This window comes from Enterococcus sp. DIV0660C (genome assembly GCF_017316125.1).
Lineage (GTDB): Bacteria > Bacillota > Bacilli > Lactobacillales > Enterococcaceae > Enterococcus_B.
Genome location: NZ_JAFLWA010000019.1, coordinates 101,556 through 116,442, shown reverse-complemented (window position 1 = coordinate 116,442; position 14,887 = coordinate 101,556). Strand labels below are relative to the sequence as shown.

The 14,887-nt window shown below is 37.0% G+C and carries 17 protein-coding genes and 1 tRNA gene; 5 read left to right on the top strand and 13 right to left on the bottom strand.

The annotated features are described in order from the left end of the window. Positions 1-91: 91 nt before the first annotated feature. From DOK81_RS05660 to DOK81_RS05645, 4 genes are read right to left on the bottom strand one after another with little or no spacing between them, the layout of a single operon-like run. Positions 92-775, bottom strand: a complete 684-nt coding sequence (locus DOK81_RS05660) for a hydrolase (protein WP_206909212.1) — start codon at positions 773-775, stop codon at positions 92-94. Between the two features lie 20 nt (positions 776-795). Then, positions 796-1,413, bottom strand: coding sequence for a glycoside hydrolase family 73 protein (locus DOK81_RS05655; RefSeq protein WP_206909210.1), 618 nt, complete (start codon positions 1,411-1,413; stop codon positions 796-798). An 8-nt stretch (positions 1,414-1,421) separates the two neighbouring features. Continuing rightward, complete coding sequence (locus tag DOK81_RS05650; RefSeq protein WP_206909208.1) at positions 1,422-2,258, bottom strand: M15 family metallopeptidase; 837 nt, start codon at positions 2,256-2,258, stop codon at positions 1,422-1,424. Positions 2,259-2,280: 22 nt separating this feature from the next. Further along, entirely contained in the window at positions 2,281-2,811 is a 531-nt protein-coding gene (locus DOK81_RS05645; RefSeq protein WP_206909207.1) for a hypothetical protein, read from the bottom strand. A 164-nt stretch (positions 2,812-2,975) separates the two neighbouring features. Here DOK81_RS05645 and DOK81_RS05640 point away from each other — a divergent pair, with 164 nt between their 5' ends. Beyond that, positions 2,976-3,941 carry a Gfo/Idh/MocA family oxidoreductase gene (locus tag DOK81_RS05640; protein ID WP_347401438.1) on the top strand — a complete coding sequence of 322 codons (966 nt, stop codon included), beginning with the start codon at positions 2,976-2,978 and terminating at the stop codon, positions 3,939-3,941. A gap of 48 nt (positions 3,942-3,989) precedes the next feature. Here DOK81_RS05640 and DOK81_RS05635 read toward each other — a convergent pair whose 3' ends face one another. After that, on the bottom strand, positions 3,990-4,955 hold the full coding sequence (locus tag DOK81_RS05635; protein WP_206909203.1) for an aromatic acid exporter family protein: 966 nt from the start codon (positions 4,953-4,955) through the stop codon (positions 3,990-3,992). 108 nt (positions 4,956-5,063) lie between these two features. Here DOK81_RS05635 and DOK81_RS05630 point away from each other — a divergent pair, with 108 nt between their 5' ends. Beyond that, positions 5,064-5,654 (top strand): aromatic acid exporter family protein, encoded by a 591-nt coding sequence (locus DOK81_RS05630; RefSeq protein WP_206909201.1) that lies wholly within the window; start codon positions 5,064-5,066, stop codon positions 5,652-5,654. 67 nt (positions 5,655-5,721) lie between these two features. Here the strand turns inward: DOK81_RS05630 and DOK81_RS05625 are convergent, their stop codons facing one another. Both DOK81_RS05625 and DOK81_RS05620 read right to left on the bottom strand, forming a co-directional pair. Continuing rightward, positions 5,722-7,215, bottom strand: a complete 1,494-nt coding sequence (locus DOK81_RS05625; RefSeq protein ID WP_206909199.1) for a flotillin family protein — start codon at positions 7,213-7,215, stop codon at positions 5,722-5,724. Between the two features lie 13 nt (positions 7,216-7,228). Further along, positions 7,229-7,753, bottom strand: coding sequence for an NfeD family protein (locus tag DOK81_RS05620; RefSeq protein WP_206909197.1), 525 nt, complete (start codon positions 7,751-7,753; stop codon positions 7,229-7,231). Positions 7,754-7,935: 182 nt separating this feature from the next. Between DOK81_RS05620 and DOK81_RS05615 the strand changes: the two genes are divergently transcribed. Both DOK81_RS05615 and DOK81_RS05610 read left to right on the top strand, forming a co-directional pair. Further along, positions 7,936-8,616 carry a DNA/RNA non-specific endonuclease gene (locus tag DOK81_RS05615; RefSeq protein WP_206909195.1) on the top strand — a complete coding sequence of 227 codons (681 nt, stop codon included), beginning with the start codon at positions 7,936-7,938 and terminating at the stop codon, positions 8,614-8,616. Between the two features lie 8 nt (positions 8,617-8,624). Further along, positions 8,625-8,987: a hypothetical protein gene (locus DOK81_RS05610; protein ID WP_206909194.1), complete on the top strand. Its 363-nt coding sequence runs from the start codon at positions 8,625-8,627 to the stop codon at positions 8,985-8,987. Positions 8,988-9,074: 87 nt separating this feature from the next. Here DOK81_RS05610 and nagA read toward each other — a convergent pair whose 3' ends face one another. From nagA to DOK81_RS05590, 4 genes are all read right to left on the bottom strand, one after another. Beyond that, positions 9,075-10,223, bottom strand: a complete 1,149-nt coding sequence (gene nagA, locus DOK81_RS05605) for an N-acetylglucosamine-6-phosphate deacetylase (protein WP_206909192.1) — start codon at positions 10,221-10,223, stop codon at positions 9,075-9,077. A 75-nt stretch (positions 10,224-10,298) separates the two neighbouring features. After that, on the bottom strand, positions 10,299-11,135 hold the full coding sequence (locus DOK81_RS05600; RefSeq protein WP_206909189.1) for a helix-turn-helix domain-containing protein: 837 nt from the start codon (positions 11,133-11,135) through the stop codon (positions 10,299-10,301). A 223-nt stretch (positions 11,136-11,358) separates the two neighbouring features. Beyond that, entirely contained in the window at positions 11,359-12,576 is a 1,218-nt protein-coding gene (locus tag DOK81_RS05595; protein ID WP_206909187.1) for a pyridoxal phosphate-dependent aminotransferase, read from the bottom strand. A 144-nt stretch (positions 12,577-12,720) separates the two neighbouring features. After that, the gene (locus DOK81_RS05590; RefSeq protein WP_206909185.1) at positions 12,721-12,897 is read right to left on the bottom strand and encodes a hypothetical protein; all 177 of its coding nucleotides are present in this window, start codon (positions 12,895-12,897) and stop codon (positions 12,721-12,723) included. Positions 12,898-12,966: 69 nt separating this feature from the next. On the opposite strand from DOK81_RS05590, the gene DOK81_RS05585 reads away from it, so the two are divergent. Beyond that, a tRNA-Leu gene (locus tag DOK81_RS05585) sits at positions 12,967-13,049 on the top strand. 119 nt (positions 13,050-13,168) lie between these two features. On the opposite strand, the gene DOK81_RS05580 is transcribed toward DOK81_RS05585, so the two are convergent. Then, positions 13,169-13,939, bottom strand: a complete 771-nt coding sequence (locus DOK81_RS05580; RefSeq protein WP_206909183.1) for an ABC transporter permease — start codon at positions 13,937-13,939, stop codon at positions 13,169-13,171. Then, positions 13,932-14,867, bottom strand: coding sequence for an ABC transporter ATP-binding protein (locus DOK81_RS05575; protein WP_206909181.1), 936 nt, complete (start codon positions 14,865-14,867; stop codon positions 13,932-13,934). Before DOK81_RS05575 ends, DOK81_RS05580 begins: the two co-directional genes overlap by 8 nt. Positions 14,868-14,887: the final 20 nt, after the last annotated feature.

Genomic DNA, 14,887 nt, shown 5'->3' with positions numbered 1-14,887 from the left:
TTGAAAAAAGACAAACCACATTTTTGTCTAAGATTTGTCTACAGTTTGACGCGAAGAAAATTAGTTTGCTTTGCGTCAGACAAGTTCTCTTTTAATCTTGATAATTTTCTTTTTCAAGTTGACGATACTTATCCATTTTCGCACTGAATAATTCACCGTTAGTCGGTGGTGTATAAGTGATAGCATTGGCTCCAGCTTCTATTGTTTCCAAGATACTTTCCTCGGTTGGACCACCAGTTGCAATAATTGGTAGTTCTGGATACTTTTCTCGGAAATAACGAACAGTTTCTGCAGTTTCCTTACCAGCACTAATGTTAATGATTGAAATGCCTGCTTCTAGCTTTTCATCAAGCTCTGTATATTTAGAAGTCACCGTGCTAACCACAGGAATATCAACGATTCGACAAACTTCTTGAACTGTTTCTAATGGTGTTGGTCCGTTTAAGACAACTCCTAAAGATCCTTGCGCTTCAGCAAACATACTCATATAAGCAGAACGAGCTCCCTGAGTTAAACCGCCTCCCACACCAGAAAATACCGGAATGTCCGCAGCTTCGATAATACTTTTTGTAATTGCTGGATGCGGTGTAAAAGGATAAACGGCGATTACTGCATTCGCATTTGTATTTCTAATAATCGCAATATCCGTTGTAAAAATAATTGATCGAATTTTTTTACCAAAAACTTTAATTCCACTTGCTTGTAAAATGACTTCTGGCACACGAACAATGTCTTTTCTTAATTCTGTCATGATTTCAGGAACAAATTCTGCCATTCTGCCACTTCCTCTCCGCGTTATCTACGATCGTATTGATCAAGGTGATAGGTTTCAATTACTTGAATAATCTTTTGTGCATATGTGGGATCTGTTGCATACCCTGCATCTTGCAGTGCTTGTGAAGCTTCTTGGTAGTTGTTTGCTGTGATCACTCTTTCGTACAAAGCTGGATTCCAATCAACACCTTGAATAAATAGTTGAGTATGGTCATCCATGGATTCTTCCCACGAATGGTATACGCGAAAGTCACCTTGAATCGTAATCCACGCTTCATTGACATATTCTTTTGTTTCGAGACTTACCTTTTCTTGATCACCATAAGCTTTGATTCCAAACAAATTTTTATATTCACTTGCTAACGTACTTTTTCCCCAGTTTGATTCAAGAATTGCTTGTCCCAAAATAATACTTGGCAAGATACCATAAGCATTTTGTAATTCTTGTGCATGCGGAACAAGTTGTTGGATAAACTCTTGATGAGATTGTGCTTCTTGCTCTGCTGAATGATCAGCAAGTGGTGTCATCAATCCTCTTAAAGAAGCAAAAAAGGCAAATAAGATGAGAAAACTGCCAGCCAATAAAACGATGAAGCGTACTTTTTTCCGTCGACGACTTTTGAATTTTTTAATTGCCATCTATGTTCCTACTTTTCATTTAATTCGTTCAAATACTCTTCTAACGTCAACTGATTTTTCGTGATATATTCAGCACTTTCTTTCCCTACATAACGAAGGTGCCAAGGTTCATAAGTGATTTTTGTAATATCCTCACGATTTTTTGGGTATCGTACAATAAAGCCATATTTAGCACAATTTTCTGCAATCCATTTTGCTCCTGGTTGATCACCATAACTTGCTTCCAAAACGGTCGAAGGATAATTATTGTACCAGTCCTCATCCACTACATCGACAGCTAAACCTGTGTGGTGTTCACTATAGCCTGGCTCAGTAATCGTTTCTTTCGTGATTTTTGTTGCTGCTTCTTCGGTAATTCCTTGTTGTGCCATTACTTCTTGGACATGTTGTGCGAATACTTGCTCTTGTGATGTTACTGAACGAAATGCTGAAACCATAACAAGTGGATAACCAGCATCTTGAGCTGCTTGGGCAAATTCTTGATAATCAGATTCAATTCTCTTATCAATCAAATAACCATTTGATAATGCTGTCAATTGACTTGATTCATCGACTTCGGTTTCCAACTTATTTTCTGGTCCAACCAATACTAACTTCCAGTCATCTGGACTAACATCAGGTAGTTCTGCTGTCGTTTTTGTTTTTTGTTTACTTTTTTTTGTTGTTGATGAACTTTCAGTCGTATCGGTAATACTGGCAAGCCCTTTTTTAGGACTTTTAGCAGCTTTTTTTACTTCTGTTTGTCTTGTCGCCTCAACTTCGCCAGCATTATGGTCTGACATAAAAATGTAGCCCATCGCGCCAATCATAATAATGACTGAAGCAAAACCTAAAATTTTCTTCACTTAAAAAATCCTTTCATTCCCCTTAATACTCAGCGTTCCCTTCGTGGACGTAGGTTTCTTCCAGATTTTCATTCACCCAGTCTAAAAGTTCCACTTTCTCGCCTTCGATTTGTTGTTGAACATCCGCTGGCAATCGGAAATTCAAAATATCGTCATAGCCCCATTCATCATAGTGAATACTCACTTTCAAGTCAAGGTATCTGCTAGGATGTTGTTCATTTTTTAACGGGATCAATTCAACGTCAGCAACACCACTGTGTAACCACTTCTGGGCAATTCGTGTCTTGATTTGTTTGTACTCTGCAACAGCAATCGTTCTTTTTTCTGGAAAGATAATTGTTTGTCTTAGAATTTTTTGCGTTAACATCCATTCATAATCCGTAAAAAGATTTTTTACTTTTTGCATCGCTTCAGATGGTAAATTCTTTTCTCCATTTTTCCATGCGTCCCATTCTTTTTTATCGATTAGTAGGTACTCGTCTAAGAAAAATTGCTCTGATTCAAATTGTTCTAATAATACACTTATAATAAGGTCAATATATACTTGATGCATCCGAATCCCCTCCTCTTTTTATTTTACTTAAATTCAGAAAAAAAATCATCTTTTTCACTGCACCTTCAACTTTTTTTATCGATTAGACACTTTTTTTTAACATCAAAGCAAACTTTGCTATACTTGATAAGTAGGCTGTACCTATTTAAATTTCAAAAAAGGAGATATCTCTCATGAAAAAATATCAATGGGGAATTATCGGCTTAGGAACGATTGCGAAGGAATTCGCTGAAAATTTCAATCAAAATTCAAGCAAATTAACTGCAGTTGCTTCTCGTTCACTAACCAAAGCTCAAGCGTTTGCAACAGATTATGGGATTGAAAAAGCTTATGGAAGTTATCAAGATCTTCTGGCAGATGACGAGATTGATATCATTTATATAGCGGTGCCAAATCGTCAACACATTTCACATATTTTAGCAGCATTAGAAGCAGGAAAACATGTTTTATGCGAAAAAGCAATTACAATGAATACTGCAGAGTTAGTTGAAGCAATGAAGCTAGCAGAGGAAAAAGGGTTGATTCTTGCCGAAGCAATGACCATTTTTAACATGCCTCTTTATCAACGTCTTCGTTCGCTAGTAGATAGCAAAAAATTAGGTAAGTTAAAAATGATCCAGGCTCCTTTTGGTAGTGCAAAAGAACCAGATCCTACTAATCGTTTTTTCAATCCAGATCTAGCCGGAGGCGCTTTGCTTGATATTGGCACTTACGCGGTTTCGTTTGCACGCTTCTTTTTAACCGCTCAACCAGAAGTAATTGCTTCGACGATGATTCCGTTTGAAACAGGCGTTGATGAACAATCCGTTACGATTTTACAAAATGATCAGGACGAATTAGCAACTGTTAGCTTAACGTTCAGAGCAAAAATGCCTAAAGTCGGTATCGTTGCTTATGAAAATGGCTATATTACCATTACTGATTATCCACGTGCAGATCGTGCCGAAATCACTTATGTCGATGGTACAAAAGAATTGATCGAAAGTGGGAGTACTTCACAAGCTTTAAATTATGAAATTGCGAACATGATACAGATGATTGAAGGTGAATTACCTAATCGCTCACTTTATTTAACCAAAGATGTCATTGACATTTTGGATCAAATGCAAGTGCATTGGCAAAAAGCTTAACCTTAACAATTTATAAAAAAGGTCGAGACAAAATTGTCTCGACCTTTTTTATATGTTACTTTGTTGTTTTTGCTGGGCAAATTCTGCTTTGATTTCAATAAAACTTTTAAATGATTGCAAAAACTGAAACAATTCTGCACGGTTCTCAAACTCAGATCGTTTTTGTGGTAAAGGCATTTGCCGATATTCAGCATAGACTTCGTGGATTCTTTTCATAATGAGCGTACCATCGTTTTCTTCAGCGAATGTTTCAGCTGTGTAAATAAGTAGGCCATAAATTTGCTCACTATATGGATTAGGTGACTCAATTCGCTCTAAATTTTGGATCATATTATTTAGTACATTTAATTGTGCTCGTCTCATCGAAAAATACGTTTCATAATACCCTTCTTGTCTAACCCAATCGTTTTCATGATGATTTCGAGCCTCTAACTGACTTGTTCGAATAAATGTTAATAATTGTTGGCAATCTTCTTCGATATGCCGCTCTTTCTTTTCTTTTAATAATGAATCAGCCATTTCTTGTAACAACTGGCGAAACTCAACCTCAATCACTAATTGATTTTCTTGGAGCCGCTTTTCGGTATTAGGCATGTAAATATTTGCTATTAAAGCTAAGCCTACACCTATTACCATCAATCCTAATGCATTTAAAATCAGCGATATCGCCATGCTTTGCTCAACTAAATACTGTGTAACTAAAACAGAGTTCACTACGATTCCCTCAGTTAACTTGAATTGAACCGCTAGTGGAATAAAAAGAAGCAAAAATAAACCGAAGCCAATTGGAGAAAACCCAAGGAACGTAAAGCTAAAAAAAGCAACGACCGTCGCTAAAATAAAAGCAATAAAACGATCGACACCCGTCATTATCGTCGACCTTCTCGTATTGCCAACACTCAAAACAGCAATAATCCCAGCTGAAGGCCAATAAAGTAAAGGCAAGCTGCTTGCAATCAGCATGGCGAGTGTTGCACTAATTACCGTTTTTATTGTTCGCATACCAATTCGCATACATTTCCTCCTTTTTTCATCCAATTATACTAAACCTCTACGCTAAAAACTAGCAAACACACTAAAGATTCGTTATGATTAAAAAAAGGGATTAAAGGAGAAAAAGTTATGCAAGTCGGTCGTTTCCGCCTCGGTATGCGGACTATAAAAAGTGCACTAGCTGTTTTCATCTGTATGTTAGTTTTCCACTTCTTTCAGCGAGGTAATCCTTTGATTGCTGCGCTGTCAGCCGTTTTTTCTTTACGCCAAGATTTAACATCTACGGTTTCATTTGGTCGCTCTCGAGTCATCGGAAATTCTATTGGCGGCGTTTTAGCCATCATCTTCTTCTTCATTAAACACTACTTTCACAATGATTTTTTAGTTGAATTATTTTTACTACCTGTATTGGTTATCGTAACCATCGTGGTTTCAGATGGTATTGACAACAATTCTGGAATCATTTCGGCTATTTCTACTTTGCTAATGATTTCTTTAAGTATTCCACAAGGCGAATCCACGCTCTACGCATTACAACGAGTATTCGATACCTTTATTGGAACCTTCATCGCTCTAGGAATCAATTTTATTCTACGGCCACCAGAAGATGAGAAGAAACAGGAATTAGCTGAGGACTTAGTCGAGTTACAAAAAAAAGAGCGCACTTTACGCAAAAATTTAGCAGAAATTGAAAAACAAATCGAGAAACAAAAAAAATAAGTAATTACCCACAAAAAGACCACTGCAAAATGTTCAATCATTTTACAGTGGTCTTTTGATTAATTAACTATACTTCGTCATTATTTGTCGGTTTTGAGTCGGCTTCATACAAATTTACTTGACTTGAAGTCCCTTTTGTTGAAAGGTTTTCAATAATTTCTTTTAAATCCAAACCCGTTGTTGCTTTCAATGTTTCTTGCGTGGATGCTAATAGATTTGTTGCATATCCTGTTACTCGATTTGCTCCACCATTTTCACCAGATCCACTTCCTGTATCAACAACAGAAATTTTTTCAATATTTCCTAGTGGTTGTGCTGCTTCACGCATCAATTGTGGTAACATTTCGATCACCATGCTTAACACAGCAGCCTCACCGTATTCTTTAAAGGCATCAGCAATTTTTTGTTTTGCTTCGGCTTCAGCTTTCCCTTTTGCTAAGATTGCTTCAGCTTCGGCTTGCCCAGCCAAACGTGTTTGACTCGCTTGCGCCTCTGCTAAAGCTTCCACTCTAAAGCGTTCCGCCTCTGCTTCCGTTACTTCTTTGACTTTCTGTGCTTGTGCTTCTTGTTCTTTCGCATAACGATCTGCATCTGCTTTTTTCTTCACTTCAGAATCGTATTGTTTTTCTCGACGTATGATTTCTTTTTCTTCTAATTCAATTTGTTTTTGTCTTTCAACGACTTTCATTTGCATTTCTTGCTCAATAACTTGTTGTTGTGCACGGGCACTTTCTAAGTTATATGCTTGGTCTGCTTTCGCTTTAGCAACATCTTGTTCTTGTTTGTAGGTTGCTAATTTTAATTCTTTTTCTTTTACTGATTCAGCGATTTCTGTTTGTCGTTGTAATTCTGCAGCTTGTGATTCTTTTTCAGCTTGCGCTTTTTTGATTCGTGTTTCTTTCAACGCTTCGGCTTCAGCGATCTCTGCATCTCGCTTCACTTGAGCAATTCTTGGTTTCCCTAATGAATCAAGATACCCGTTCTTGTCGCGAACTTCTTTGATCGTAAACGACACAATGATCAGACCCATTTTTGCTAAATCAACAGAAGCAACTTCTTGAACACTTTGACTGAATTTATCCCGATTTTGATAAATTTCTTCCACTGTCATCGAACCCAAGATTGAACGTAAATGACCTTCAAGAACTTCTCTCGCTTCATTTTCTAGTTCATCGGTTGTTTTTCCTAAAAATTGTTCTGCTGCCGTGGCAATTTCCTCCACGGATGAACCGATTTTTATGATCGATGTCCCATCACACATAACGGGTACACCTTGTTCTGTGTAAACTTCTGGTGTAGAGACATCCAACTTACTAGAAAGTAAACTAATCCGGTTAGAACGTTGAAAAACGGGTAGAACAAATGCCCCACCACCCCGGACTATTTTGATTTTATTATTACTTTCGTCAGTATGGACATTTTTCTTGCCTAAATAACTACCACTGATAATTAACGCTTCATCGGGTTTTGCTGTTTGATACTTTGATACGAAAACGATTAAAAGCATCAATAGAATAAAGATAACAATTGCAACTGATAAAAAAGCTCCTGATATAACCATTCAACACACTCCCTTAAGATTTTAGCATTCCGTCATAAGGTATGACGTAACATACTCTGTCTTTCACTTCGATAATCAACACTTTTGTTCCTCTTTGAGCCATTGTTTCTTGTTCTGTATAAAAACAAGCTGGCCGATTGATTGACCCTGTTACACTTTGAAGTTGGATTTCGCCCATTCCTGTGATTGGAATCGGTGTAACCACTTGTGCAATTTGTCCCTCTAATGTTTTTTCGGACGAAGATAGTGTTGCTTCTGCATTCTTCATTGGCATCAAAATATAAAAATTGAGTAAAAATACCAACACGCTTGAAATGGCAGCACTAATCACAAAGATCAAAACTGATGACCATTCAGTTAAGCTTTCGCCTAAATAGCCGAATAGGCTGGTAAATGCTAACCAAGGTACTAACAGCATTGGATCTAGTGGGCCATCAAAATCAAAAATATCGCCAAAAACAACTAAAAGAACTGCGATCCCGGCACAAATAAGTAGCGTATACCAATAAATCGTTTCTAATGCAATCCCCCCAAACATAAAGCGCCTCCTTTTATCTCCTATCATACCAATTATCAATAACTGTGTACACCATATTTTATGACTGAAAAGCGGTACTTTATGACTTCAAGACAGCCCTTTACATTTTTTACTGTCACTAGTAATAAATTTTACTGTTCTAAACAATCTATTTCACCTATACTGAAAAGCGAGGTGAAAAAATGAAAAATATGAACAAACTTTTAGGTACACTACTTACCTTATTGATCGTAGGAGTTGCTAGCTGGCTGGGATTGGATTTAACTTCTGCCAATGATCCATCAGCACCTTCTTCTACTACGCAAGAACAGGTAACCCAACAGCATACACAAAACGGATTACCAACTAAAGAAGATCTAGCCCCTACTGGAAATAATTCTGGTCCAAAAGAATTCGGTCATGCGACTTTTTCAGCAGATGAGTTAAAAGACAACCAGAATGGTTGGATCACCTACCATTCTCTTGATCATCTTAATCGTCCTACAGGTGCGGACGCACTAATCAAGAAAAAAATGATCAATACTGGTACTAGTGCCAATCGAGAAATTCGTCCACCGGGTTTTGTTTCTGGTCCAAAATATGATCATTCGAGAGGACACTTGATTGCTAAACAATTTGGTGGAAGTGGTGATGAAAAAAAGAACTTAGTCACCCTTTATCAATTTCCCGTTAATGATCCGTACATGAATTATTATGAATTAGAAATTCGACAAGCACTTAACAAAGGAGAAACCGTTCGCTATCGTGTCACACCAAACTACACAAAAAATGAATTGATTCCAGAAAGTATAACACTTGAAGCCCAAGGACTAAGTCCAAATACAACGATCAACTTCAAAGTTGAAATTCCAAATCAGAAGTAGGTGATTCTATGTTTGAAATTCTGCACGATCAAACGTTAACTAAAACGATCGCATGGCTTCAAGAAGAAAAAGTCGAAACGATTGGTGAATTAGTGCTTTTCCCATCGACGGACTATCTGAAAAAAAGTCTAGCTGCAACACCATCTGCTTTAACGATAACTCCCACTGAATATCAGCAGATGCTCGACCATTACGAATTAGTTGCTCGCACAATTGATGGTGATTATCTCTTAGCAAGTGAGCAAGAAGTAATCATGATTCCACATTCTCATATCAAAGAAGATATTTCGTATTACTACAATACATTTTCTTCTCTCATAATAAAGTATGCGCATTCTAAAAATTCGATCGAAACTTTTTTCAAAAAATAAATGTTCCAAATGAAAACTACACAAAAAAAGGTGAAGCAAAACGTAAATACGCTTTGTTTCACCTTTTGATTTTTCTTAAAAGATTTTTTATACGTGGTAACGTTCCACACCATCTAAATAAGTTGCTTCAAGTGACATATCAGGATTCAATACGATAAAGTCTGCATCGCGTCCTTGAGCGATTTTCCCACAAGAATCATCAATCTTACAGCTGATTGCTGGCACTAAACTAGCCATCATAACTGCTTGTTCTGGTGTTGCGATTCCCCAGTCAACAACGTTTTTGATTGCTTCTTTTAGCTGTAAAATACTACCAGCTAAGTTGCCTGATTCTAAACGAGCTGTCCCTTCTGCTACAACTACGGGGAATTCTCCTAGATTGTAATTTCCATCTGGCATTCCGCCTGCCATCATACAGTCAGTAATCAACGCAACGTGGTCGTGACCTGCTTTTTCCATCAAAATTTCAGCAGCATTTGGATGAACATGATGTCCATCACAAATTAGTTCTGAGAAGACATGTTCTAAGGATAACAATGCACCCACCATACCCGGTTCACGGTGATTCAATCCGCGCATTCCGTTGTAAGCATGAACGAAAACACTAGCGCCTGCTTCTACTGCTTTTTGAGCCTCATCAATTGTTGCGTTACTATGGCCTAACGAAACAACAACCCCTTCATCTGTTACTTGTTTAACAAAATCTTCTACACCATGGCGTTCAGGTGCTAAAGCGATTTTTTTAATTAATCCACCTGAAGCTTCTTGCCATTCATGGAAAGTATTCAAGTCTGGATCACCAAAGTAGCTAGGGTTTTGGGCACCTTTATGTTCTTCTGTGAAGAAAGGACCTTCAAAATAAATTCCTTTGATTTTGGCTCCTGGCGCTTCTTGGTACATTTTTCCGATTGTTTCTGCTACATCTTTCAAGCGTTCTTTACTTGAAGTCAAGGTTGTTGGTAAGAAAGAAGTTACTCCACAAGATAATAATCCCTCAGACATAACTTTGATACCTTCAGCATCATTATCCATTACGTCGTGATTCATGTAACCATGAATGTGTGTATCAACCAAACCAGGTGCAATCCATTTACCACTTTGATCAATTACTTTTGCTTCTCCATCTGGCAATTCTTGTGAATATACACCAAATAGTCCATCCGTAATTTCTAGGTAACCGGCATTTTTTACACCTGACGATAAAAAGAATTTGTCAGCATAAATAAAAGTTCTCATTCTAACTCGCTCCTTTGATTTTCTACCCTTAAGGTACTCTTATTTCTATCAAAAGTCAATAATGGTCTACACCATTTATGAGTTTTTTGAAATCTTCCGGACAGCTTGCGCCAATTCTTCATAAAAAGCTGCTTTTTGTGGTTCATTTTTCTTTTTATAAATCAAACTTTTTAGTGCAAACAAATCATTTAAAAAGTAATAACTGTTTTTTTCTTGGGTCCAACGAATGCCTCGATTAACATGCTCAAGTGCCGCATCAATTTCTCCTTGCTGAAATAAAAATGTGCCATAGTTATAAAAGATTTGTGACAGTTCACTTTTGACACGTGTCTCAATTGATTGTTGAAAAAGTTGGATACTTTTACTCAAATAATAGCGTGCTTCCGTTGGCCTTCCTGCAACTCCATAGATTTTACCAATTGCACTAATCAACTGAACTTCCGTATCAGAAACATACACACGGTCACTATGACTTGAATAAGTCAATGCTTCTTTTAAGTAGCAGACTGCTTGGGAAATATTTTTTGCTAAATAAAATTCACATACACCTAAATAGTAATAGTAACGTTGGTAATCAGCATCTGAATAAAGGTTGCTTTTGACTTCATCATTTTTCAAAAGCTGTGCTAATTTGCGATAGTCACGCCTTTGAAAGTAAAAATCTAATAAGTCTAACTGTTGTAAATTTTTACGAATATCTCCATGGGACAATGTCATCACATGATCAATGGTCACACCCAGCCGTTGACAAATTTGTGCCATTACCAGAACATTTGGCAATTCTTCATTATTTTCAATTCTGCTTAAAACACTTTGAGAACAAATACCTTGAGAAAGCATTTTTTGTGTCATGTTTCGTTCTTTTCTTATTGTCTTGATAATTGTCCCAAAGGAATCGACAAACGTTTCCATTATGTATCCTCCCAAAAATATGCGCGTTCGCATGATATCAGTATTTTACTTTACGAATGAGTAAACTTCAAGAAAAGGGCTGTTTCATCTTTTCTTGGGAAAGAAAATTACTCACCCATCTTTTGCTAACTTTTTTCACAACAAAGAAAAAGCTGCGACATTTTCAATGCCACAGACTTTTCTATACTGTTTGGCTAGCAAAACAATTTACTAAGAATTGTCATTATTTTTGTTGATAAGTCGTCAAAAATTCTCGCATTTTCCCAGCCATGACCTTCAAATCATCTAATTTTGGTAAATAAACGATTCGGAAATGGTCTGGTTGATGCCAATTGAATCCGCCACCGTGAACAAGCAAAATATGGTGTTCATGCAAGAAATCAAGTACAAACTTTTCATCATCAAAAATATTAAAACGTTTTGTATCAATTTTTGGAAAAATATAAAATGCTGCTTTAGGCTTCACTGCTGATAAACCCGGAATATCATTGATTGCATTGTAGACATATTCTCTTTGTTCGTAAATCCGACCACCAGGTAGCAATAATTCATCTACGCTTTGATAACCACCCAAAGCAGTTTGAACGATTTGCTGAGACAAGACATTGGAACACAAGCGCATTGAAGATAGCATATTTAAGCCTTCAATATACCCTTGAACTCGCGATTTGTCTCCACTAAGTACCATCCATCCTACGCGAAAACCTGCTACTCGATGGGATTTTGAAAGACCATTTAACGTCACAACAAATAAATCTGGCGCTAAAGTCGCAATGGGGATATGTTCTAATCCATCCATCACTAAACGATCGTAAATTTCATCTGAATAAATGATTAAATCATTTTGACGAGCAATCTCGACAATCTCTTCTAACAGCTCTTTGGGATAAAGAGCGCCAGTTGGGTTATTTGGATTGATAATCACGATTGCTTTCGTGCGGCTAGTGATTTTGGCTTTGATGTCTGCAATATCCGGATACCATTCCGCTTCTTCATCACAAATATAGTGCACTGGATTTCCTCCTGCAAGTGCAATGGATGCTGTCCATAAAGGATAATCTGGCATTGGTACTAACACTTCATCACCATTATCTAACAATCCTTGCATACACATAGAAATCAATTCACTGACACCATTACCTGTATAAATGTCATTAATCGTGACATTAGGAAATTTTTTTAATTGACAATATTGTTGAATCGCTTTTCTTGCAGAAAAAATTCCTTTTGAATCAGAATACCCCTCTGACTCACGCACATTCATAATCAAGTCACGAATTACTTCATTGGGTGCTTCAAAACCAAATGGTGCAGGATTTCCTGTGTTCAATTTCAAGATGCTGATTCCTTCTTCTTGCATGCGGTCTGCTTCTTCAAGAACTGGGCCACGTACATCATAGCTGACACCTTCTAATTTGTTGGACTTTTCAAATTCTCTCATCTTCTTCGATCCCTCATTTCAAAAAGTTAGAAACTTCTGACTATATCATCGATAGTTATTTACCAAGTTATCCAATATCATACTCTATCACGTATAAATATACCAGCAAATTTCAAGAAATCCACTTTATAAACTTTGATTTTTTTAGTCATTCTTCTTTTTATTTTGTTGATAATCATTCCACAAATTAGCGCCCCAATCCATTGCCACACCGCAAATAACTCCAAGCATTAAGCCAAATAAAAGATTTCCTTTTGCTAGCCCAATTAAAAGTCCGGCTATCATTCCTAGTCCAGAAAACTCACCATCATATTTTTTCATTTGCTTTCCACTACTTTCTATCTTGACATCTGATGCAATCATCGCTATGATTATTTTGTTATTTATTTTGCAGACGTGATGGAACGGCAGACATGCAAGATTGAGGGTCTTGTGAGCATTTGCTCGTGTGGGTTCAAATCCCATCGTCTGCATCACTGAGAGATGGATCTTCGTGGATCCATCTTTTTTATTATATAGCAAAAGCAACAAGAAAAGGTCGCGCCAGCATATTGGTGCGTTCTTTTCTTGTTGCTTTTTTCAACTATTTTCTTTAGCTTCGTAATCCTCGACCCTTTTCGATTAAATACCAGCAGACACTATAAAGGACAGCAATAAACACAATCAAAATGAAAATTGAAAAGATGATCGGCACGTCAATCGTTCCAAGGAATCCGTAACGAAACCCTGATATCATATACACAATCGGATTGATTTTTGAAACAGCTTGCCAAACAGGTGGTAACATCGAAATTGAATAAAAGACACCACCGAGATAAGTCAAGGGTTGCAGCACAAACGTCGGCACGATTGAAACATCATCATAAGACTTAGCAAAAATACCATTAAGTAAACCTGCCAATGAAAATAAAATAGCTGTCATCAGTAACGTGAGTACGACCATGGTCCATGAATAAACATGTAGTGGAACAAAAAAGAGCGAAATAATTGTTACCAATGTCCCAACTAAGACACTACGACCCAAACCACCAATGACAAATCCCCATATAATCACATGTGTAGGCACAGGCGCTACTAATAATTCCTCAATATTTTTTTGGAACTTTTGCGAAAAGAAAGAAGAAGAAACATTCGCATAAGAACTAGTGATTGCAGACATCATGATCAGACCTGGCACAATGAATTCCATGTAAGAAAATCCACCCATCTCACCAATTCGTCCACCAATCATTTTCCCAAAAATAATAAAATATAAAGAAGTCGTGATAACTGGTGGTACCAACGTCTGAACCCAGATACGCAAATAGCGATTTGTCTCTTTGACTGCTAAACTTTTAAGCGCAGTTAAATATAAATTAAACATTTTTTTCCTCCACATGACCATTTTCTTCTGTAATTTTCAAGAACAATTCTTCTAGACGATTGGATTTATTCCGCATTGAGAGTACCTTGATACCATTTTTTGTCAATTGTTCAAAGATTCCATTCACCCCTTGATTACGCTCGACCTCAACTGCAAGTGTTTGATCATCTTCCCAAAAATGCTTGTAGCCTAACAATTCAAATGAATTGGTATGTGGTTCTAAATCAAAAATAAAAGTTTCATATTGTAATTTTGATAACAAATTTTTCATACTAGTATTTTCAATCAATTCTCCTGCTTGAATGATTCCAATATTTCGGCAAAGCATTTCTGCTTCTTCCAGATAGTGGGTCGTCAAGATAATTGTCGTTCCATGTTCATTTAATTCTCGCAAAAATGTCCACATTTCTCGTCTTAGTTCAATGTCAACTCCGGCTGTTGGCTCATCAAGAATAAGTAAACGAGGTTCATGCATCAACGCGCGCGCAATCATTAATCGTCGTTTCATTCCTCCAGAAAGCATCCGCGCACGAACATTTCGTTTTTCCCATAAGTTTGATTGTTTTAAATATTTTTCACTTCGTTTCAAGGCTTCTTGCCTCGAAACACCATAGTATCCCGCTTGATTGACAACGATTTGTTGCACCGTTTCAAACGGATTGAAATTAAACTCTTGAGGGACTAATCCTATTTGTTGTTTGGCGCGCACTAAGTCAGTATCAAGGTCATAACCAAAAACACTTACTTTTCCAGAAGTTTTATTGACTAATGAAGTAATAATACCAATCGTCGTAGACTTACCGGCACCATTTGGCCCTAGTAGGGCATAAAAATCTCCTTCTTCTACAGCTAGGTCAATACCTCTTAAGGCTTCAACACCTGTTGCATATACTTTTTTTAATTTGTTTATTTCTAACGCATAAGTCATGAATTTTCTCCCTGTAAATT